This window comes from Rhodoferax sp. (genome assembly GCF_028689295.1).
Lineage (GTDB): Bacteria > Pseudomonadota > Gammaproteobacteria > Burkholderiales > Burkholderiaceae_C > Rhodoferax.
This window is the reverse complement of record NZ_JAQTWL010000014.1, coordinates 1-19,917: the sequence shown is the minus strand read 5'-3', so window position 1 is coordinate 19,917 and position 19,917 is coordinate 1. Positions and strand designations below refer to the sequence as shown.

The 19,917-nt window shown below is 62.5% G+C and carries 19 protein-coding genes; 2 read left to right on the top strand and 17 right to left on the bottom strand.

What is annotated here, in order from left to right:
* Window positions 1-120: 120 nt before the first annotated feature.
* The 15 genes from PHF15_RS12135 to PHF15_RS12065 form a co-directional block, all read right to left on the bottom strand.
* Window positions 121-1,248: an acyl-CoA dehydrogenase family protein gene (locus PHF15_RS12135; RefSeq protein WP_300121444.1), complete on the bottom strand. Its 1,128-nt coding sequence runs from the start codon at window positions 1,246-1,248 to the stop codon at window positions 121-123.
* A 15-nt stretch (window positions 1,249-1,263) separates the two neighbouring features.
* A complete protein-coding gene (locus PHF15_RS12130) occupies window positions 1,264-2,457 on the bottom strand; it encodes an acetyl-CoA C-acyltransferase (protein ID WP_300121443.1) in 1,194 nt (397 codons plus the stop codon).
* Between the two features lie 41 nt (window positions 2,458-2,498).
* Window positions 2,499-4,349, bottom strand: coding sequence for a bifunctional isocitrate dehydrogenase kinase/phosphatase (gene aceK / locus PHF15_RS12125; protein WP_300121442.1), 1,851 nt, complete (start codon window positions 4,347-4,349; stop codon window positions 2,499-2,501).
* A gap of 17 nt (window positions 4,350-4,366) precedes the next feature.
* Window positions 4,367-5,032: a carbonate dehydratase gene (gene can / locus PHF15_RS12120; RefSeq protein WP_300121440.1), complete on the bottom strand. Its 666-nt coding sequence runs from the start codon at window positions 5,030-5,032 to the stop codon at window positions 4,367-4,369.
* A gap of 30 nt (window positions 5,033-5,062) precedes the next feature.
* The gene (locus PHF15_RS12115) at window positions 5,063-6,244 is read right to left on the bottom strand and encodes an isovaleryl-CoA dehydrogenase (RefSeq protein WP_300121438.1); all 1,182 of its coding nucleotides are present in this window, start codon (window positions 6,242-6,244) and stop codon (window positions 5,063-5,065) included.
* A gap of 45 nt (window positions 6,245-6,289) precedes the next feature.
* The gene (locus PHF15_RS12110) at window positions 6,290-6,724 is read right to left on the bottom strand and encodes a PaaI family thioesterase (RefSeq protein WP_300121436.1); all 435 of its coding nucleotides are present in this window, start codon (window positions 6,722-6,724) and stop codon (window positions 6,290-6,292) included.
* Window positions 6,721-7,125: a MerR family DNA-binding transcriptional regulator gene (locus tag PHF15_RS12105; protein WP_300121434.1), complete on the bottom strand. Its 405-nt coding sequence runs from the start codon at window positions 7,123-7,125 to the stop codon at window positions 6,721-6,723. The genes PHF15_RS12110 and PHF15_RS12105 overlap by 4 nt, the downstream gene beginning before the upstream one ends.
* A 100-nt stretch (window positions 7,126-7,225) precedes the next feature.
* On the bottom strand, window positions 7,226-8,071 hold the full coding sequence (locus PHF15_RS12100) for a SprT family zinc-dependent metalloprotease (protein WP_300121433.1): 846 nt from the start codon (window positions 8,069-8,071) through the stop codon (window positions 7,226-7,228).
* 14 nt (window positions 8,072-8,085) lie between these two features.
* On the bottom strand, window positions 8,086-8,823 hold the full coding sequence (locus PHF15_RS12095) for a lysophospholipid acyltransferase family protein (protein ID WP_300121538.1): 738 nt from the start codon (window positions 8,821-8,823) through the stop codon (window positions 8,086-8,088).
* A 7-nt stretch (window positions 8,824-8,830) separates the two neighbouring features.
* Window positions 8,831-9,400, bottom strand: a complete 570-nt coding sequence (gene gmhB, locus PHF15_RS12090; RefSeq protein ID WP_300121432.1) for a D-glycero-beta-D-manno-heptose 1,7-bisphosphate 7-phosphatase — start codon at window positions 9,398-9,400, stop codon at window positions 8,831-8,833.
* A 31-nt stretch (window positions 9,401-9,431) separates the two neighbouring features.
* Window positions 9,432-11,573: a glycine--tRNA ligase subunit beta gene (gene glyS, locus PHF15_RS12085; protein ID WP_300121430.1), complete on the bottom strand. Its 2,142-nt coding sequence runs from the start codon at window positions 11,571-11,573 to the stop codon at window positions 9,432-9,434.
* A gap of 2 nt (window positions 11,574-11,575) precedes the next feature.
* Entirely contained in the window at window positions 11,576-12,496 is a 921-nt protein-coding gene (glyQ, locus tag PHF15_RS12080; protein ID WP_300121429.1) for a glycine--tRNA ligase subunit alpha, read from the bottom strand.
* 150 nt (window positions 12,497-12,646) lie between these two features.
* Window positions 12,647-14,191 carry an apolipoprotein N-acyltransferase gene (gene lnt / locus PHF15_RS12075; RefSeq protein ID WP_300121428.1) on the bottom strand — a complete coding sequence of 515 codons (1,545 nt, stop codon included), beginning with the start codon at window positions 14,189-14,191 and terminating at the stop codon, window positions 12,647-12,649.
* 49 nt (window positions 14,192-14,240) lie between these two features.
* On the bottom strand, window positions 14,241-15,107 hold the full coding sequence (locus PHF15_RS12070) for a transporter associated domain-containing protein (RefSeq protein ID WP_300121427.1): 867 nt from the start codon (window positions 15,105-15,107) through the stop codon (window positions 14,241-14,243).
* Between the two features lie 93 nt (window positions 15,108-15,200).
* Window positions 15,201-15,815, bottom strand: coding sequence for a GNAT family N-acetyltransferase (locus PHF15_RS12065; protein WP_300121536.1), 615 nt, complete (start codon window positions 15,813-15,815; stop codon window positions 15,201-15,203).
* Window positions 15,816-16,031: 216 nt separating this feature from the next.
* Here PHF15_RS12065 and PHF15_RS12060 point away from each other — a divergent pair, with 216 nt between their 5' ends.
* The gene (locus tag PHF15_RS12060) at window positions 16,032-16,781 is read left to right on the top strand and encodes a hypothetical protein (RefSeq protein WP_300121426.1); all 750 of its coding nucleotides are present in this window, start codon (window positions 16,032-16,034) and stop codon (window positions 16,779-16,781) included.
* Between the two features lie 57 nt (window positions 16,782-16,838).
* Window positions 16,839-17,762: an MBL fold metallo-hydrolase gene (locus PHF15_RS12055; protein ID WP_300121425.1), complete on the top strand. Its 924-nt coding sequence runs from the start codon at window positions 16,839-16,841 to the stop codon at window positions 17,760-17,762.
* 12 nt (window positions 17,763-17,774) lie between these two features.
* Here PHF15_RS12055 and PHF15_RS12050 read toward each other — a convergent pair whose 3' ends face one another.
* Both PHF15_RS12050 and ilvA read right to left on the bottom strand, forming a co-directional pair.
* Window positions 17,775-18,692, bottom strand: a complete 918-nt coding sequence (locus PHF15_RS12050; protein ID WP_300121424.1) for a 5'-nucleotidase — start codon at window positions 18,690-18,692, stop codon at window positions 17,775-17,777.
* A 65-nt stretch (window positions 18,693-18,757) separates the two neighbouring features.
* Window positions 18,758-19,917, bottom strand: a 1,160-nt coding sequence (gene ilvA, locus PHF15_RS12045) for a threonine ammonia-lyase, biosynthetic (protein WP_300121423.1), incomplete at its 5' end; no start/stop codon positions are given.

Sequence of the window (19,917 nt, the reverse complement as noted above, 5' to 3'; positions counted from 1 at the left end):
AGGTGCTCCAAATGAGAGGCGAATGGGCCGGGCAACAGCCCAATTCATGCGAGCATAGGCTGCAATGCAGCCAAAAGACTGTTCGGCAACACACCCACGCAATAAGCGTTCCAGCTGAACTTACAGATTTCTCTGAATAATGATTTTCTGCACGTCGGAGGTGCCTTCGTAGATCTGGCAGACGCGCACGTCGCGATAAATGCGCTCCACCGGGAAGTCGCTCACCACGCCGTAGCCGCCCAGGGTCTGGATGGCGGCGCTGCACACTTTTTCGGCCATTTCGCTGGCAAAGAGCTTGGCCATGGCGGCTTCTTTCAGGCAAGGTTTGCCAGCGTCGCGCAAGGACGCAGCGTGCCAGATCAGTTGACGTGCGGCCTCCAGTTGGGTCGCGCATTCGGCCAACCGAAAGCCCACTGCCTGGTGGTTGAAGATGGCGGTGCCGAAGCTCTGGCGCTCTTTGGCGTATTGCACGGCAAATTCGAAGGCGCTGCGCGCCATGCCGACGCTTTGCGCGGCGATGCCGATGCGCCCGCCCTCGAGGCCGCCCAAGGCAATGCCGTAGCCCTGGCCCTCGGCGCCAATCAGGTTCTCTGCGGGAATGCGGCAGTTGTCAAAATTGATCTGCGCGGTGTCGCTCGAATGCTGGCCAATCTTGTCCTCAAGCCGCGCCACCGCGTAGCCAGGTGTCTTGGTCGGCACCAAAAAGGCGCTCATCCCGCGCTTGCCGGCGCCCTTGTCGGTGACCGCAATGACGATGGCCACGTCGCCATTTTGGCCACTGGTAATGAACTGCTTGACGCCGTTGATCACATAGTCATCGCCATCCTTGACCGCCGTGGTGCGCAAGCCCGATGCGTCACTGCCCACATGCGGCTCGGTCAGGCAAAAGGCGCCCAGCATCCGGCCCTGCGCCAGGGGCGTCAGCCACTGCATTTTCTGCGCCGGATTGCCATAACGCATCAGGATGGCATTGACCGGACAATTGGTCACGCTGATCACCGTGCTGGTGCCGCCGTCGCCAGCGGCAATTTCCTCCAGCACCAGCGCCAGCGTCAGATAGTCCAGGCCCGCGCCGCCCAGTTCTTCCGGCACGCAAATGCCATAGGCGCCCAGCGCCGCCAAGCCCTGGTGCGCCGCCTTGGGAAAGTGGTGTTCCTTGTCCCACTTGGCAGCATTGGGCCAGAGCTCGGCCTGGGCAAAATCGCGCACCGCGTCGCGGATCATTTCCTGGTCTTGGGTCAGCAACATGAGGCAGGCTTTCGTTCAGAGCATTTCCAGCGCCACGGCGGTCGCTTCACCACCACCGATGCACAGAGAAGCCACGCCTTTTTTCAGGCCGCGTGCCTGCAGTGCGTACAACAGCGTGACGATGATGCGCGCGCCGCTGCAGCCGATTGGGTGGCCCAGCGCGCAGGCGCCGCCGTTGACGTTCATGATCTCATGGCTGACCTTGAGGTCGTGCATGAGCGCCATCGGCACCACGGCAAAGGCCTCGTTGACTTCCCACAGGTCCACGTCGTTCACCGCCCAGCCGGCCTTGGCCAGCACCTTCTGGCTGGCACCGACAGGGGCGGTCGAGAACCATTCGGGTTCCTGCGCGTGCACGGCATGGCTGACGATGCGCGCCAGCGGCTGGCAGCCGAGCTTGGCGGCTGTGGAGGCGCGCATCAGCACCAGCGCGGCGGCGCCGTCGTTGATGCTGGAACTGCTGGCGGCGGTGATGGTGCCGTCTTTCTTGAACGCGGGTTTGAGCGATGTGATCTTGTCGAGCTTGACCTTGCCCGGACCCTGATCAATGGAAATCACGGTGTCGCCGGCGCGGCCCTTGAGCATGACCGGCGCGATTTCTGTCGCAAACGCACCCGAGGCGGTGGCGTTTTGGGCGCGCTGCACGCTGGTGGTGGCAAAGGCGTCCTGCTGCGCTCGGGTAAAGCCGTATTTGGCGGCGCAGTCCTCGCCAAAGGTGCCCATGGATCGGCCGGCTTCATAGGCGTCTTCCAGGCCGTCGAGCATCATGTGGTCAAAAATGCGGTCGTGGCCGATGCGGTAGCCGCCGCGTGCTTTTTGCAGCAAATACGGTGCGTTGGTCATGCTTTCCATGCCACCGGCCATCAGCACGTCGGCCGAGCCGGCGAGCAACATGTCGTTGGCAAACATGGTGGCGCGCATGGCCGAACCGCACATCTTGCTCATGGTGACAGCACCGGTGCTCTTGGGCAAACCGCCCTTGAAACCGGCCTGTCGCGCCGGCGCCTGGCCCTGGCCGGCCATCAGGCAATTGCCGAAGATCAGCTCATCGACCATCTCGGGGGTCAGTTTTGAATTGCGGCTGGCGCGCTCCAGCGCGGCCTTGATGGCGACGCCGCCCAGGTCGTGCGCAGCCAGTCCGGCAAAGTCGCCCTGAAAGCTGCCCAGGGGAGTGCGTGCAGCACCCACGATCACGATTGAATCCGTCATGTCAAACTCCTTTGAAAAAAATTAATCTACCCTGTCACCGACTAAATCGACTCCGGCACCTGTGCATTGGCGCGTTCGGGGTGGAAGCGCTTGTGCTGGTCATACGGAAACACGTCATACACGTAGCCTTGCTGAATGCGCTCTTTGTGGCTTTGCCAGAAACTGGCATCGAGCAGGTCGGCGTGGTGCTTCATGAACACTTCCTTGACGGCTGCATTGCCCAGCAGGAACGGTCCGAAGGTCTCGGGGAAAACGTCTTTGGGACCGACTTTGTACCAGACCTCGCCCGACATTTCCTCTTCTTCGTTGCGTGCCTGGGGCACCCGGCGAAAGACGCAGTCTGTGATGTATTCGATCTCGTCGTAGTCGTAGAACACCACCTTGCCATGGCGCGTGATGCCAAAGTTTTTCCACAGCATGTCGCCGGGAAAGATGTTGGCGGCAATCAGGTCTTTCAGGGCGTTACCGTATTCGATGACTCCGTGCCTCAACTGCTCCCTGGCCCGCTGCGCGGCAGGCGTGGTGTTGCCGGGGTCGGCAGCGCCTGCGTCGAACGCTTCCTGCAGGTAGATGTTGAGCGGGATCATGCGCCGCTCGATATAGACGTGTTTCAGCACCACTTCCAGCTGGCCGTTGCCATCGCGGTCGCTGATCTCCATCTGGCTGGGGGCGAATTTTTCTATTTCGGCAATCAGCTCGTCGGTAAAGCGGGCGCGCGGGAAGCCCACCTCGCTGTACTCCAGCGTGTCGGCCATGCGCCCCACCCGGTCATGCTGCTTGACCAGCAAATACTTGCCCTTGATCTGTTCTCGACTGGTGTCTTTGGGTGGCGGGTAAAAGTCCTTGATGACCTTGAACACATAGGGAAAACTCGGCAGGTCGAACACCAGCATGACCATGCCCTTGATGCCCGGCGCAATGCGAAACTTGTCGGTGGAATGGCGCTGGTGGTAGATCAGGTCGCGGTAAAACAGCGTCTTGCCCTGCTTGGCCAGGCCCAGCGCGTTGTACAGCTCATTGCGCGGTTTGAGCGGCATCATGCTGCGCAAAAACTGCACGTAGGCGCTGGGGATTTCCATGTCCACCATGAAGTAGGCACGGGCGTAGGAGAACAGCATCAGCAGGTCGTCCTGGCCAGACAAAATGGCATCGATGGCCAGTCTGGTTTCACCGGCGATGTACAAAACGGGCAGCGCAAACGGAAACTCGTTGTAGCCGTTGATCACCTTGCCCACGATATAAGCGCCCTTGTTGCGGAAAAACAGGCTGGAAAGCACCTGAATCTGGTAGTTGGCGCGCAGCTTGGCGTCGCCCAGCAAGCCCTGCATGGCTAGCGCCACCATCGCCACGTCACCGGGCAGGTCCAGGAACTCACGGCGCAGGTCGAAGTCATGCACCATCTGTATCAGCACCTCGGGCAAATTGTTGGCCGCGGGATAGTAGGAGCGATAGGTCGGCCGCTTCTCGGTTTCATCGTTCTCGATGTACTCGGTGCTGACCGCCGGGCGAATGAAAATGAAGTCGTTCTGGAAGTAGCTGCGGTGCAGGATTTTGGTGGTGACCGAGTTGAAAAAGGTCTCGGCCAGCTCGGGCTGATGGTGGTCCACCAGCAAGCCGATGTAGTGGAGCTTGACCTGGTGCCAGATGTCCATGGGCTGCTCGCCGGCTTTGAATTCGCGTTCCAGTCGCATCGAGGCCTCGCGCACGCGCAGGTCGTAAAACTCGATGCGCTCGCGCTGGGCGCGCTGCTGGCCGTGCCAGTCGGCCGTCTCAAAACGGTGCTTGGCGCGGGCCGACTCGGTTCGGAACAGGCGGTAGTGGCGGTTAAAGCCGTCCATCATGGCTTTGGCAATGTCGTAGGCCAGGGTGGAATCTAGGCGCGTGGGAAACATGAATCAACCTTATCGAATCAATTGAGTGGGGGGAGCATCGGCCGAGGATAACGCTTGAAGGCCTTGCGAAACACGTTCACCACCTCGTGTTGCCCCTGCATGCTGACCCCCAAATCTTTCACCAAACCGTCCTTGAGGCCATAACACCAGCCGTGCACCGCCACATTTTGACCGCGCGCCCAAGCGTCCTGCAGCACGTTGCTCAGCGCCACGTTGCCCACCTGCTCGATGACATTCATTTCGCACAGCGTGTCTTCCTGCTCTACCACGCTCAGATGGTCCAGGCGACGGCGGTGGCGCAGCTTGACGTCATGCACATGGCGCAGCCAGTTGTCGGCCAGACCCACGCGCGTGCCACGCAGCGCCGCCAGCACGCCGCCGCAGCCGTAGTGCCCGACCACCATGATGTGCTCGACCTTGAGATGATCCACCGCGAACTGGATGACGGAGAGTGCGTTCAGGTCCGAGTGCACCACCACGTTGGCGATGTTGCGATGCACGAACACCTCGCCGGGGTCGAGCCCGGTGATCTCGTTGGCCGGCACGCGGCTGTCCGAGCAGCCGATCCACAGGTATTTGGGCGTCTGCTGCTGCGCCAACTGGCTGAAAAAACCGGGTCGCTGCGCTTCCATGCGCACCGCCCAGGCGCGGTTGTTGTCGAGCAGGTTTTGGAGAGGTGTCATGCGCCGATGTTACCGGGGTGCCGTGCCGCTTCAGCAAGTCTCCGCAAACAGCTCGCGCCCAATCAGCATACGCCGAATCTCCGAGGTGCCGGCACCAATTTCATACAGCTTGGCATCGCGCCACAGGCGCCCCAGCGGGTATTCGTTGATGTAGCCGTTGCCACCAAAAATCTGCACCCCCTCACCGGCCATCCAGGTGGCTTTTTCAGCCGTCCACAAAATGACCGAGGCGCAGTCCTTGCGCACCTGACGCACGTGCTCCGCGCCCAGCAGGTCGAGGTTCTTGGCCACCGTGTAGGCAAATGAGCGCCCGGCTTGCAGCACGGTGTACATGTCGGCCACCTTGCCCTGGATCAGCTGAAACTCGCCAATGCTCTGGCCGAACTGCTTGCGGTCGTGGATGTACGGAATCACGTTGTCCATCACGCTCTGCATGATGCCCAGCGGCCCACCGGTCAACACCGCGCGCTCGTAGTCGAGACCGCTCATCAGCACCTTGGCGCCCATGTTCAGCCCGCCCAGAATATTGGCTTCGGGCACTTCGACGTTGTTGAACACCAGCTCGCCGGTGTGGCTGCCGCGCATGCCGATCTTGTCGAGCTTTTGCGCGATGCTGAAACCCTTCATGCCCTTTTCGATCAAAAAGGCCGTGACGCCGCGCGCGCCCAACTCGGGTTCGCTCTTGGCATAAACCACCAGGGTGTCGGCGTCGGGGCCGTTGGTGATCCACATCTTGTTGCCATTGAGCAGAAAGTAGCCACCTTTGTCTTCAGCCTTGAGCTTCATCGACAGCACGTCGCTGCCGGCGCCCGGCTCACTCATGGCGAGTGCGCCGACATGCTCGCCGCTGATGAGCTTGGGCAGGTATTTCTGGCGTTGTTCCGGCGTGCCGTTGCGCCTGATCTGGTTCACGCACAGGTTGCTGTGCGCGCCATAGCTCAGGCCCACGCTGGCGCTGGCGCGGCTGATTTCCTCCATCGCGATCATGTGCGCCAGGTAGCCCATGTTGGCGCCGCCGTATTCCTCGCCGACGGTGATGCCGAGCACGCCCAGGCTCCCCATCTTTTCCCAAAGGTCCATCGGAAACTGGTCGCTGCGGTCGATCTCAAACGCACGCGGGGCGATCTCGGCCTGGGCAAAGTCGCGCACCGCGTCACGCAGCGCGTCGATGTCTTCACCGAGTTGAAAGTTGAGTCCGGGCAGGTTGTTCATGGGGCTTGTCTCCTGAGTCTGGTGTTGTTGGCTGAAATTGAAAATTCAATAGGTTTTGGGCACGGCCATGAGGGTTTGCTGCAAGACCGCACAGACCGTCTCCCGGCCATCATCGGCCACATGCATCACCTCGGCGCTGGTCACGATCACACGTTTGCCGGCCTTGATGACGCGCCCGGTGGCGCGCAACTCGCCGCCCTGGCAGGACGCAAGAAAGTTGATCTTGTATTCCACGCTTACCACTTCCATGCCCGCCGGCGCCCGGGTCAGACCGGCATAACCGGCCGCAATGTCCGCCAGCGCCCCCATGGCGCCGCCGTGAAAGCCCGCCTGTTGTTGCGTCACCTTGTCCGAATACGGCAAGCGCAGTTCGCACACGCCGTGCTCAACACGGCACACCTGCGCACCCCAATGGCGCATCAGGCCCTGGCGCTCGAAACTGGCTTGCACTCGCTGCAGCGGCGGCTCGGTGTGGCTCATGGTCTGGCTTTCTTTGATTGGGATTTGGCGAGCAGGGCGCGGGCCTCGCGCTGGTGCACCTTGAGCTCGTCCAGATTGGCTTGCAGGTCGGTCATCTGGGCTTCGAGTTGCTGCTGGTGATGACTGAGCACCTGCAGGAATTTTTCCAGTTGCACCGAGGTGTCGCGCGGGCTGTCGTACAGGTCGATGATCTCCTTGGCATCGACCAGGCTCAGGCCCAGCCGTTTGGCGCGCAGCGTGAGTTTGAGCCGCGTGCGGTCGCGGCTGCTATACACACGGTTGCGGCCAGCGGGACCGGTGCGCTCGGGCTGCAGCAGGCCCATGTCCTCGTAGAAGCGCATGGCGCGCGTGGTCAGGTCGAATTCCCTGGCCAGGTCACTGATGCTGTAGGTGTGTGCCATGAGGAATGCGTGCGGTGGATTGACGTTAACGTAAACGTCAATTATGAAGCAAATCAGGCGCCATTTTGCGGACCAGCCCACAAAGGCGGTCCAGTCGGCATCACGCCCAACGCGGCGCGGGCTCGTCTTTGAGCTGGCGGCGCAGCGCCGCATAGTCGGGCACCACCGACTGCACGGTGTCCCAAAAGCGCGGGCCGTGGTTCATCTCGCGCAAGTGGCTGAGCTCGTGCGCCACCACGTAATCGATCACCGCCATGCTGAAATGAACCAACCGCCAGTTCAAGCGGATCGAGCCATCGACGCGCGCACTGCCCCAGCGGGTGCCGGCGTTGCTCAGCGTCATTTTTGTCCACTGCACTCCCAGCAGCGGGGCAAAGTGGTCGAGCCGCTCCTGAAAAACGCGTTTTGACTGGCGCATCAGCCAGGCTTGCACCACATCGCGGATTTGCCCGGGACTGGCGCTGTTGGGCAAACTCAGGCGCAGCGTCATGGTCGCAGCGCCGGCATCGGCTGCCATCAGCTCGGCGCCGGCGGCGGCAAAGCCATGCTCCGGGTCCAGTTTGAGCACGACGGCCCGCCCCAAAAACGGCAGCCTGGCGCCGTCACGCCAGGCGATGGTATGTTCGGCCAGGAGCGCATGGCGTTCGCGGCTTTCCTGCAGTTTTCGCAAAATCCAGGCGGACTTTTCCTGCAGCGCAGCCTCCACCTCATGCAGCGGTACCCATTTGGGCGCGCGCACCGCCAAGCCGTGCGGCCCGACACTGAAACCGATGCTGCGCCGCTGACCGCGCTTGAATTCATAGGCCACCAGCGCATCGCCCAGGCGCACTTCGCGGCTGGCCTGCGGGTGGCGAAAATGTTCAACATCCCTTGTCGACTGCACGACCGGCGTCAAACCCGGGTCGGGACCAAACAAATCCAGGGTAAAGCGCAGCAGAGGGTGCATGTGTGATGCAGCGCTTAAACCAGTGGATAAGCCTCGGAGTCGATACGGCGCATCTCGGTCTCGATCCAGGCCTCGGCGTCACGCATCAGGCCCTTGGGGTCGCGCCCTGCGCTGGGCAGGGCCGGCCCGATCGACACCGTCACCACGCCGGCGTGTTTGACAAAACCCTCGCGCGGCCAGCAGCGCGCGGTGGCCACCGCAATCGGGACAACCGGCGCGCCAGACTGCACGGCAAGCCGCGTGCCAGCGGTCTGGTAGGTGCCTTTTTGGCCGCGCGGCATGCGCGTGCCCTCGGGAAACATGATGACCCAAGTGCCTTTGGCGAGCAGGCGGCAACCCCGCTCGATGACGTGTTTCATGGCCTCGGTGCGCGATTCCCGGTTGATGTGGATCATGTCCAGGCGCGCCATCGACCAGCCGAAAAATGGCACCTTGAGCAGTTCGCGCTTGAAAACAAAAGCCAGCGGATGCGGCATCAGGGTAGGCAGCAGCAGGGTTTCCAGCGCAGACTGGTGCTTGGACAACAGCACCGCCGCGCTATTCTTGCCGAGTGGCAGGTTGTCAAAGCCCAGCACCTTGAACTGCACGCCCAAAATCACCCGCGTGCCCCACATCACCACACTGAACCAGTTGACAGCCGTCCACCAGGCAGCCCGCCGCGAGAACAACGACACCAGCAGCACGGCACAGGTCCAGGGGATCACGGTGATCACCATCCAGGCCATGTGCAGCATCGAGCGGATCAGGGCCAGCATGGTCTCAGGTCTGTTGCTCTTCACGACTGAGCAAAGCGTCAACGAAAGCCGACAGGTTTTCATGGACCTGGGTGTGCGGCGGAAATGCATCGGACAAGGCCCTGCCCCTGTAAACGGCGCCCTTGCCCGTCAGCACCAGATGCGGCTCGCAACCCGCCGCCACGCCAGCTACAAGATCGCGGGCCGAATCGCCAACCACCGGCACGCTCTTGAGGTCCAGACCGTAACGATCGGCAATTTGCTCAAACAGGCCCGCGGCGGGCTTGCGACATTGGCAGGCCTCATCCGGCGTATGCGGACAGTAAAACACGGCATCGATGCGGCCTCCCACCGCTGCCAGCAGCTGATGCATCTTGGCGTGAATGGCATTCAAATCAGCCACCTCGAAAAGCCCGCGCCCCAAACCCGACTGGTTGCTCACCACCACCGTGTGCCAGCCCGCATGGTTGAGCCGGGCGACGGCTTCCAGCGCGCCGGGCAACGGCTTCCATTCGTCGGGCGACTTGATGAAGTCATCGCTGTCTTCGTTGATGGTGCCGTCACGGTCCAGAATCACCAGCTTGATGGGAGTCATGATGTGCCTTTGTCCGCGTTTCGGCAGCCGATCACGCCGCCAGGCGCGACAAATCGGCCACCTGATTCATGGCGTTGTGCAGGGTTTTGAGCAGGCCAAGGCGGTTCAGGCGCAAATCAAGCGCCTCTGCGTTGACCATCACGCCGTCAAAAAACGCATCGACCGGCGCGCGCAAGGCCGCCAGGGTTTGCAGCGCGGCGGTGTAGTCGCCGGCGTCAAACTGCACCTGGGAGCGCGGTGCGATGTTTTGCATGGCCGCGTACAGCGCTTTTTCGGCCGGCTCCTGGAGCAGCAGTTCACTGACGTGGGCATCGACCATAGCATCGGCATCTGCTTTTTTCAGAATGTTGCCGATGCGCTTGTTGGCCGCAGCCAGCGCCGGCGCTTCGGCCAGGGCGACAAAGGCGCGCACCGCCGCCAAGCGGCGCGGCACGTCGCCCAAGCGCTGCGGGCGCAGCGCCAGCACGGCATCCACCTCGAGCGCGCTGTAGCCCTGCTCGCGCAGCGAACCGGCAAACCGTTCATAGACAAAATCGAGCAAGGCGGCGGCAGGATTCACAATGCGTTCACCAAATGCGGGAACAGCGACGGCCACCAGCGCATGCACGTCCAGCGGCAAGTCTTTCTCGACCAGCATGCGGATCACACCCAGCGCGTGGCGGCGCAAGGCAAAGGGGTCTTTGTCACCGGTGGGCAGGTTGCCGGTGCCGAACATGCCCACCAGCGTTTCCAGCTTGTCGGCCAGCGCCACCACCACGCCCGTCATGTTGCGCGGCAATGCGTCGCCGGCAAAACGCGGCTTGTAGTGGTCTTCGATGGCATCGGCAACGTCTGCACCCAAACCGTCGTGGCGCGCGTAATAGCCGCCCATGATGCCTTGCAGTTCCGGGAATTCGCCCACCATGTCGGTCAGCAGGTCGGTCTTGGCCAGGCGCGCGGCCAACACCGCTTTTTCGGCCATCGCTTCGCCACCGAGTTGCAGCGCCAGCGCACGGGCAATGGCGCAGACGCGCGCCATGCGCGCGCCTTGGGTGCCGAGCTTGTTGTGATAGACCACCTTGTCGAGCCCGGCCACGCGGGATTCGAGCGTTTTCTTGCAGTCCTGGTCAAAGAAGAACTTGGCATCACTCAGGCGCGGGCGCACCACGCGCTCGTTGCCGCCCATGACCAGGCTGGTGTCAACCGGGCTGATGTTGCTCACCACCAAAAACTTGGCTGTCAGCTTGCCCCGGGTGTCCACCAGCGGAAAGTACTTCTGGTTGGCTTTCATGGTCAGGATCAGGCACTCCTGCGGCACGTCCAGGAATTGCGTCTCAAAGTCGCAAGTCAAGACATTGGGGCGCTCGACCAGCGCCGTCACCTCGTCGAGCAGGGCGTCGTCCATCAGCACCTCGTAGCCCGGCCCCAGACGCTCGGCGGCCTGCGCGAGTTGCTGCACGATGGCAAAGCGCCGGTCGCTGAAACTGGCGATCACGGCACCGTCACGCAACAGCGTGGCAGCGTAGTCATCGGCATGCGCCACCGCCACAGGCGACACCAAGGCCTCGAAACGATGGCCATGCGTGACCTTGCCCGAGCTCAGGCCCAGCAGTTTCACCGGCACCACGGTACCGCCATGCAGCGCCAGCAAGCCGTGCGCCGGGCGCACAAAGTTCACGCTGCTCCAGCCCGGCAATTCGCAGTCGGTCTCGAGCTGGTAGCTCATCATCTTGGGGATCGGCAGCTGCGCCAGCGTGGCCAGCAGCGCCTGCTGCAAACCGACGTCGAGCGTGGCGCCGCTCACCAGGCGGTCGTAAAACAGCGCCTCGACCTTGCCGTCCTGCGCCTTGCGCAAAGCGGCCACGGCAAACACCGGGTCGGACACATCGGCGCCCAGCGCCTGCAGTTTCTTGAGCAAGGCGGGCGTGGCCAGGCCTTGGGCATCGAGCCCCACGCTCACCGGCATCAGCTTTTGCTGCACTGCCTTGTCAGCCGCCTTGGCCGCCACATGGGTGATATGCGCCGCCAATCGGCGTGGCGAGGCAAAGGGCGTGGCGACAGAGTCGCTTGCTGCCAGGCCCAGCGTGCGCAGTTGCGCGCACAGCTGGCTGGCAAACACCTCGCCCAGTTTCTTCAGCGCCTTGGGCGGCAGCTCTTCGACGAACAATTCAACAAGAAGGTTTTGGTGGGTCATGATTAGGCTGCTTTCTTGGCCATCTGTTCAACCCAGGCGCGCGGCGCCAGCGGGAAGCCCAGGCGCTCACGGGAGTCGAAGTAGCTTTGCGCCACGCCGCGCGCCAGGTTGCGGATGCGGCCAATGTAGGCGGCGCGCTCGGTCACGCTGATGGCGCCGCGGGCATCGAGCAAATTGAAGCTGTGCGCGCACTTGAGCACCTGCTCATACGCCGGCAGCGCCAGTTGCGCTTCCATCAGATGTTTGGCCTGCTTTTCGTGCGCGGTGAAAGCGGTGAACAAAAAGTCGGCGTCGCTGTGCTCAAAGTTGTAGGCCGACTGCTCTTTTTCGTTTTGCAGATAGACGTCGCCGTAGCTGAGTTTGGTGCCGTCGGGCGACTCGGTCCAGGTCAGGTTATAGACGTTATCGACGCCTTGCAGGTACATGGCCAGGCGCTCCAGTCCGTAGGTGATCTCGCCGGTGATGGGCCGGCAGTCGATGCCGCCCACCTGCTGGAAATAGGTGAACTGCGTCACCTCCATGCCGTTCAACCACACTTCCCAACCCAGGCCCCAGGCGCCCAGGGTGGGGTTTTCCCAGTCGTCCTCGACAAAGCGGATGTCGTTCTTTTTGAGATCGAAGCCGAGCGCTTCAAGCGAGCCCAGGTACAGCTCCAGAATATTGCTGGGCGCGGGCTTGAGCACCACCTGGTACTGGTAGTAGTGCTGCAGGCGATTCGGGTTTTCGCCATAACGACCGTCTTTCGGACGGCGGCTAGGCTGCACATAGGCCGCTTTCCACGGCTCGGGGCCGAGCGCCCGCAAAAATGTCGCCGTGTGCGAGGTGCCCGCGCCGACCTCCATGTCGTAGGGTTGCAACAGCGCGCAGCCCTGGGCATCCCAATACGACTGCAGTTTCAAAATGATTTGCTGGAAAGTCAACATAGATTTTTGCCGCGGAGCAATGCACCGCCAGGAAGTAAACGTGTTCACGCAGACACTTGCGCGGAAGATGGCGATTTTACGGGCTTGACCTCTGCGTTCGCTCAGGCGCCGGGGCGTTTGCCGAAATACCAGGGCCTTGTTGCGCCCCATTCACCTCTTGCGTACCGTCCAGGCCCAAGCCAGCACCAGTAAAGCCAGCACTGCCATCGGCCACTGGCCCCAGCGGGCCAACCACCAGGCGTAGGGCGTGATGCCGGTGCGCCCTTCTACCGTGCCGTTCAGCGCCACCGCCGTGTGCGGCGTGGCCGCATGGGTCACGCGGCCGCGATGGTCCACGATGGCGGTGCGCCCGGTGTTGGTCGCCAGCAAAAATGGGCGGTCGAACTCCAGCGTGCGCAAACGGGCGATCTGCAAATGCTGGTCCATCGCCAGGCGGTCGCCAAACCAGCCCAGGTTGCTCACGTTGACCAGCATCGTGGGGGCTTTGGCATCCATCAGAAACTGGCGGGCCAGCTCTTCGCTGAACAGGTTCTCGTAACAAATGGTGGCAGCCAGGCGCTGCCCCTGCCAGTCGAAAGTAGGCTGTGGCAAGGCGCCACGGGTGAAGTCGCCCAGTGGAATGGCCATCAAATCTGTAAACCAGCGAAACAAGGGCGGAATGAACTCGCCAAAGGGCACCAGATGGTGTTTGTCATAGCGCCAGGGGCTGCTCTGCGCCGGCTTGAATCCGACCACCGAATTGGTGTAACCCTCGGCATAGCTGCCCAGCGGCACGCCAACCAGCGCCGCCTGATCGCCCTTGGCAAAGCGCTGCTGCAAGGCCTGCCAATACCCCGGCGGCAGTTGCCCGGGCAACAGCGGCAGCGCCGTCTCGGGCGTGATCACCAGCGGGCTCGTGCTTTGCCGCAATTGGGCGCCGTACCACTGCAAGGCCTTGAGCACGCCGGTCTGGCTGTCGAATTTTTCGTTCTGGGGAATATTGCCTTGCAACAGGGTCACGTCCAGGGTGCCGGCCGAGCCGCCTTGTGGCTGGGGCAGCATTGGCGGCATCAGCATCAGGAGCAGCAGAACCGCGCCTGCGTCGAGGGCGTTGCGCCAGCGACCGGCCAACACAGCCAGCAGCCCCAGCGCCAGAACGGCTGCCAGCCAGGCCGCGACAAAACTGACGCCATACAGTCCCGCCCAGGGAATCAATCCCGCCAGCGGACCCACCAAGTGCGCATAACCAATGGCGCCCCAGCCAAAGCCGGTCAGCAACATGCCCCGGGCCATCTCGGCGAGCAGCCACGGGGCGGCAAAAGCCAGTGCGGCCCAAACCGGATGCTTGAGCGTCAAATGCCTGAAAACGCCACAAGCCGCCGCGTAGTAAAGGGCAAGCAAGCCGGCCAGCGCCAGCACCGCCAGCACCGCCAGCGGGGTCGCCAGGCCGCCGTAGGTGTGCATCGAGGTGAACAGCCAGCCAAAGGTGCAGGCCAGCCAGCTCGTGGCAAAGATCCAGCCGCGCAACGCTGCCAGCCGCCAACAGGCAGCGCTGCGCAACGATCCAGCCAAGGTCGCCAGCGCCAGCCCTTGCCCCCACCAAAGCGGCTCTCCCTGCACCCAGCCGGCCCACGCCAGAGCCTGAGGCATGGCCACGGGCCAGGCCAGGCTGGCCGCCTGCAGGGCACCTGCCAGCAGCAGCACCAGCCAGCTCATCAAGGTTGTGCTTCGGGATTCCCGCGCAGACAAGCCAAAGCCCTGCGGGTCAGGTGGGCGCATTCGGCACCGGCGACACCTTGAACCACTTGACCGCGCCCCCTTTGGTGTGCATCACCGCAAAGTCCAGTCCCGATTTCACATGGTGTTCGCCGCGCCGGGGCACATGGCCCATCTCATGGGCGATCAGGCCGCCGATGGTGTCAAAGTCTTCGTCGGCGTCATCGCCGTCGAGCTTGACGCCAAAGGCCGACTCGACTCGCTCAACGGTGGTGTCCCCGCTGACGCGGTAGCTGCGATCGGGCAGGCCGAAGATGTCGCCTTCGTCCTCGGCAATGTCGAATTCGTCCTCGATCTCACCGACGATTTCTTCCAGCACGTCCTCGATCGTCACCAGTCCCGCCACGCGGCCGAACTCGTCGATGACGATGGCCAAATGGTTATGGTTGCTTTGAAAGTCGCGCAGCAAATCGTTCAGCCCCTTGCTCTCGGGCACGAACACGGCCGGGCGCAGCAGGGCGCGAATGTTGAGTTCCGGCGCGCGTTGCAGCTTGAGCAGGTCCTTGGCCATCAAGATGCCGATGATGTTTTCGCGCTCACCATCAAACACCGGAAAACGCGAGTGCGCCGTGTCGATCACCCCGTGCATCATGATGTCATAGGGGTCATCGATGTTGACCAGTTCCATGCGGGTGGTAGGCACCATGACGTCGCCGGCGCTCATGTCGGCCATGCGGATCACGCCTTCGAGCATCTTGCGCGAATCGGCGCCGATGAGCTGGTTGTGCTCGGCCTCGGCCAGGGTTTCAATCAGTTCGTCGGTCGAATCCGGACCGGGGTGGATGAACTCGGCAATTTTTTGCAGAAAAGTACGGTTGTCTTCCCGGTCGGGGCGCGTAGGGTAAGGGTCGGACACAGCCAATCTAGCAGGACATGCATTTGTTGAACAAGCCTCTAGGATAGCGGATAACGCAGGGGCAGCGCTGACGGGCGCGGCGCGTTGCGGCCATCAGTCGGCTTTTTCAACCCCGTCGCTGCCACGCCAGACGCTTTGCAGACTGGCCAGCGTGTGGCGGAATTGCTGCGCCTGCAGCTTGATCCGGTAGTTGGCCTGGGCCAGCTGCTCTTCAACCATTTCGGTCAGGTGCGTGTTCAAGGTAGCGGGCGGCAGCACCAAATGCCCTTCGGCCTCGGCGCCATCGCGCTCAAAAGTGGCGCCGGCGTGACTGGCAATTCTGAGCATGGCCGTGTTTTCGCTGAGAACATGCACATACAGCTTGCGCACCCCCACGTTGCGGGCGTGCATCACGGCGCGCTCGAACAGGCGGGTTCCGTAGTGGCGGCCACGCGCCTGCGGCAGCACCGAGACGCCAAACTCGGCACTCTGATCTGCCCCCGTGTCAGGCGCGTAGGCCAGATGCGCCATCGCAATCAGCACCAGATTCCGGTTGTAAATGCCAAAGATCTCATCGCGCTCAAAATTCAGGCCATCCACATAGCGGGCGATCTGCTCATCATTTGCGTTAAAACCAAAACGGTAGTAGCGATCATGGGCATCGAGCGCCTTGAGGTGCCTGGCGATGCGCGCGCGGTGGTTTTCGCCCAACGAACGGATCGGCACCATGACATCGGGTTTTCTGGCTGCTTTGGCTGGCGCCACGCCTTGCGGCGACAAGGCAGGCGCAGCAACAGCAGGTGCGGCAGAAAACAGGAAACTGGGCAGGATGTCGGTCATAGGACTCAAATATAAGGGTTTTCCCTAGGCATTCATCTCTAGATAGCATAACTCCCCCGGAGTTGTTGGGTTTACCACAGCTTGTCTGGATAAACTTGGGCCACGATGCATGCTTCTAACCAGATCAGGGAGTCCATAGCGCGGGTGGTGGCCCTGCGCCAAGAGGTCGCCGATCAACCTGACTTGGCGCTGGCGCTGCACACCGTCAAACATGTGCAGGCGCAGCGTTTTGCCGGCACTTACCAGGACTTGTTTCGCTCCGCCAGCTACGCGGCTTGCGCCAATTTCTTTCTCGAAGAGCTTTACAGCGCCAAAAACTTCGCCGAGCGCGATGCGCAATTTGCCCGCATAGCAGGCGCCCTGCAACGCACCTTTCCGCAGCAGGTGGTGGCCACGGCCGTGGCGCTGGCCGAGCTGCACCAGCTGACCGAAGAACTCGACCTGGCCATGGCACTGAACTGGCCACTGCAACCCGGCTTGCCCGGGGAGCAAGCTTATGTGCGGGCCTGGCGCGCTGTCGGTCGCCGCGAGGACAGGCTATGGCAACTCGACACCGTGCTGCACATAGGCCAGGAACTCGGCCAGCTGACGCGCAAACCGGGTCTGCTGCTGATGCTCAAAATGATGCGTAAACCCGCGCAATTGGCAGGTCTGGGCTCGCTACAGAATTTCCTCGAATCAGGCTTTAACACTTTTTCCGGCCTGGCCCGCAACAACGGCACGGTCGACAGTTTTCTGGACACCGTCAAAACACGCGAATCAGCCTGGATTGCGCGCCTGTTCGACGCCCAGCCTGTCGCTTGCATGACTGAATTGAACCAGACCCTGGGCCTGGCTCCGGCTGAAAACAGCTAAAGTCGGTAGCGCCATCAGCTACGCCGTTTCAGCCCGCCCCCTCCAGTAAAGGTACTTGTGCAACTTCCCCACGGCATCACCCTGTTCGAGCGCGGCTGGCTGTCCTCCAACAACATCCTGCTCCGTGGCCAGCATGGCTGCGCGTTGATCGACAGCGGCTATGCCACGCATGCCAGCCAGACGGTGACACTGGTGGCCAGCGCCCTGCAGAGCCAGTCGCTCGACCTGCTGCTCAACACCCATCTGCACAGCGACCACTGCGGCGGCAACGCTGCCTTGCAAGCGCACTACCCCTCGTTGCAAACCCTGATACCGCCCGGACACGCGCGCTTCGTGCAGCCGTGGGATCCCGTCGCCTTGTCCTACGCGCCCACCGGGCAAATCTGCCCGCCTTTCACGTACAGCGCCACGCTGCAGCCCAACACCGAGATCGCCTTGGGCGACCAACTTTGGCAAATTCACGCCGCGCCGGGGCACGACCCTCATTCGGTGATCCTGTTCGAGCCGCAAAGCCGCCTGCTGATTTCTGCCGATGCGCTGTGGGAAAACGGTTTTGGCGTGGTGTTTCCCGAGCTCGATGGCGCCGACGCCTTTACCGAGGTGGCGCAAACCCTCGATGTGATCGAGGCGCTGGCCCCGACCACGGTCATTCCCGGCCATGGCGCTGCGTTTACCGATGTGGCCGAGGCCCTGGCGCGGGCGCGCCGACGACTCGACAGCTTTGCCCAGGCGCCACAAAAGCACCGCCGTTATGCCGCCAAAGTGCTGCTCAAATTCAAATTGCTCGAAGTCCAGCGCATCGCGCAAGCCGAGCTGCTGCACTGGGCACAGGCGACCCCGCTGCTCGCTCAGATTTACCTGTCGAGCGAAGCGGCTGGGCAGCCACTCAAAGCCTGGGTGCTTGCCTTGCTGGATGAACTGGTGCGCAGTGGCGCCGCCAGCCGCGACCAGCAAACCCTGTACAACGACAACCCCGCCTAAAGTTGCAGGCGCTTAAGGCTGGCCATTGCGCACACCGCTGGCCACATGGCCTGACGGCACATGCTGGGCGGCCGACTCGATGTGGCCGGTCTGGTCGTCAAAGAAAAAATCGGGCTCGAACTCGCGCAGAAACTCTCCCTTGTCCAGGCCGCCCAAAAACATTGCCTCATCGACCTCGATGTTCCAGTTCATCAGGGTGCGAATGGCACGCTCATGTGCCGGTGCGCTGCGCGCAGTGACCAGCGCCGTGCGGATGCGCATGGTCGGGGTGCCCGCCCGCTGCAGCCGCTGCAAGGCAAACAGCAGGGGCTTGAAAGGGCCATCTGGCAGCGGCAGCGCCGCCTTTTCAATCTCGTGCTGCTGAAAGGCCTGCAGGCCCTGCGTTTGATACACCCGCTCAGCCTCGTCGCTGAACAACACCGCATCTCCGTCGAAGGCAATCCGCACCTCGAACGGGTGCGCATCGCTGGCGTGAACCGAGCGAGGGTACACCTGCGCCGCCGGCACACCCGCAGCCAGCGCGGCGCGCACATCACTCAGGTGGGCGCTCAAAAACAGGTTGGCGCGCAGCGGCTTGAGGTAGCGCCAGGGTGCCTCGCCGCGGGTGAAGCTGCCGCGCTCAATGGCCAGTCCGTAATGCTGCGCCGAGCGGAACACCCGCATGCCCGACACCGGGTCGTTGCGCGACAGCACCACCACCTCGACCGGTCTGGCATCTTGTGGTTCATTCGGGGAAGGGTTGAACGCCAGCAACTTTTGCACCAGCGAAAACGCCACGCCAGGCTTGGCGGGAATGTCGAGCCGCTCGAGTTGCAGCGCCATGTAGGCCCGGTCGTCGCCCTGCTCGAAAACCTCGTTCTCATCCTCGAAATCGAACAGGGCGCGGCTGGAGATCGCCACCACCAGTTTGCCATCGAGTGTCAGGGCCATGGATTCATTCCTAATCAGTTGGGGTCAGAGCACGTCGCTTCGCGAGTGGTCTGACCCGCAAAGTATCACGCCTGCAAAAACATCTGGTACACCGGGTTGGCGGTTTCTTCCACACAGGGGTAGCCCAGCGTGGCCAGGAACTTGTCGAACGCCTTGCTGTCCTTGGGCGGCACCTGCAAGCCCACCAGAATGCGGCCGTAATCAGCCCCCTGGTTGCGGTAATGGAACAGGCTGATGTTCCAGCCCGGGCGCATCAGACTCAGGAATTTCAGCAACGCGCCGGGACGCTCCGGGAAAACAAAGCGCAGCAGGCGCTCCTCCTGGGCCAGGCTTGAGTGCCCGCCGACCATGTGCCGGATGTGTTCCTTGGCCAACTCGTCGTGGGTCAGGTCGAGCGCGCCAAAGCCGTGCCTGGTGAGGTGCGCGGCTATCTTGCCGGACTCGCCCTTGGCGGCGGTGGTCAGGCCGACGAACACATGGGCTTTGTTGGCATCGCTGATACGGTAGTTGAATTCGGTGACGTTCCTGGCCGTTTTCGCCCCGCCAAAGCTGGGCAGGTCGCCAATCAACTCGCAAAAGCGCCGGAAGCTGCCACGCTCCTCGGGGATGGTGACGGCAAACAGCGCCTCGCGCTCCTCACCCACCTCGGCGCGCTCGGCGACAAACCGCAGGCGGTCGAAGTTCATGTTGGCGCCGCACAAAATGGCGGCGTAGGTCTCGCCCTTTTTCTTGTGCGTGGCCACGTACTGCTTGACCGCCGCCACCGCCAGCGCGCCGGCAGGCTCGACGATGCTGCGGGTGTCGGCAAACACGTCCTTGATGGCGGCGCACACCGCGTCGGTATCGACCAGCATGTAGTCGTCCACCAGATTGCCGGCGATACGGAACGTCTCCTCGCCCACCAGTTTTACCGCCGTGCCGTCCGAGAACAGGCCGACATCGGCCAGCGTCACGCGCTCCCTGGCGGCCACCGATTGCGTCATGGCGTCCGAGTCGTTCATCTGCACGCCGATCACCTTGATCTCGGGTCGCAGCGCCTTGATGTAGTTGGCCACGCCACTGATGAGGCCGCCGCCGCCAATGGCCACAAACACAGCGTCGAGGCGACCCTGGTGCTGGCGCAGCATTTCCATGGCAATGGTGCCCTGGCCGGCAATCACATCGGGGTCGTCAAATGGATGGACAAAGGTCAGGCCCTCTTTTTTCTCCAGCGCCACCGCGTGGC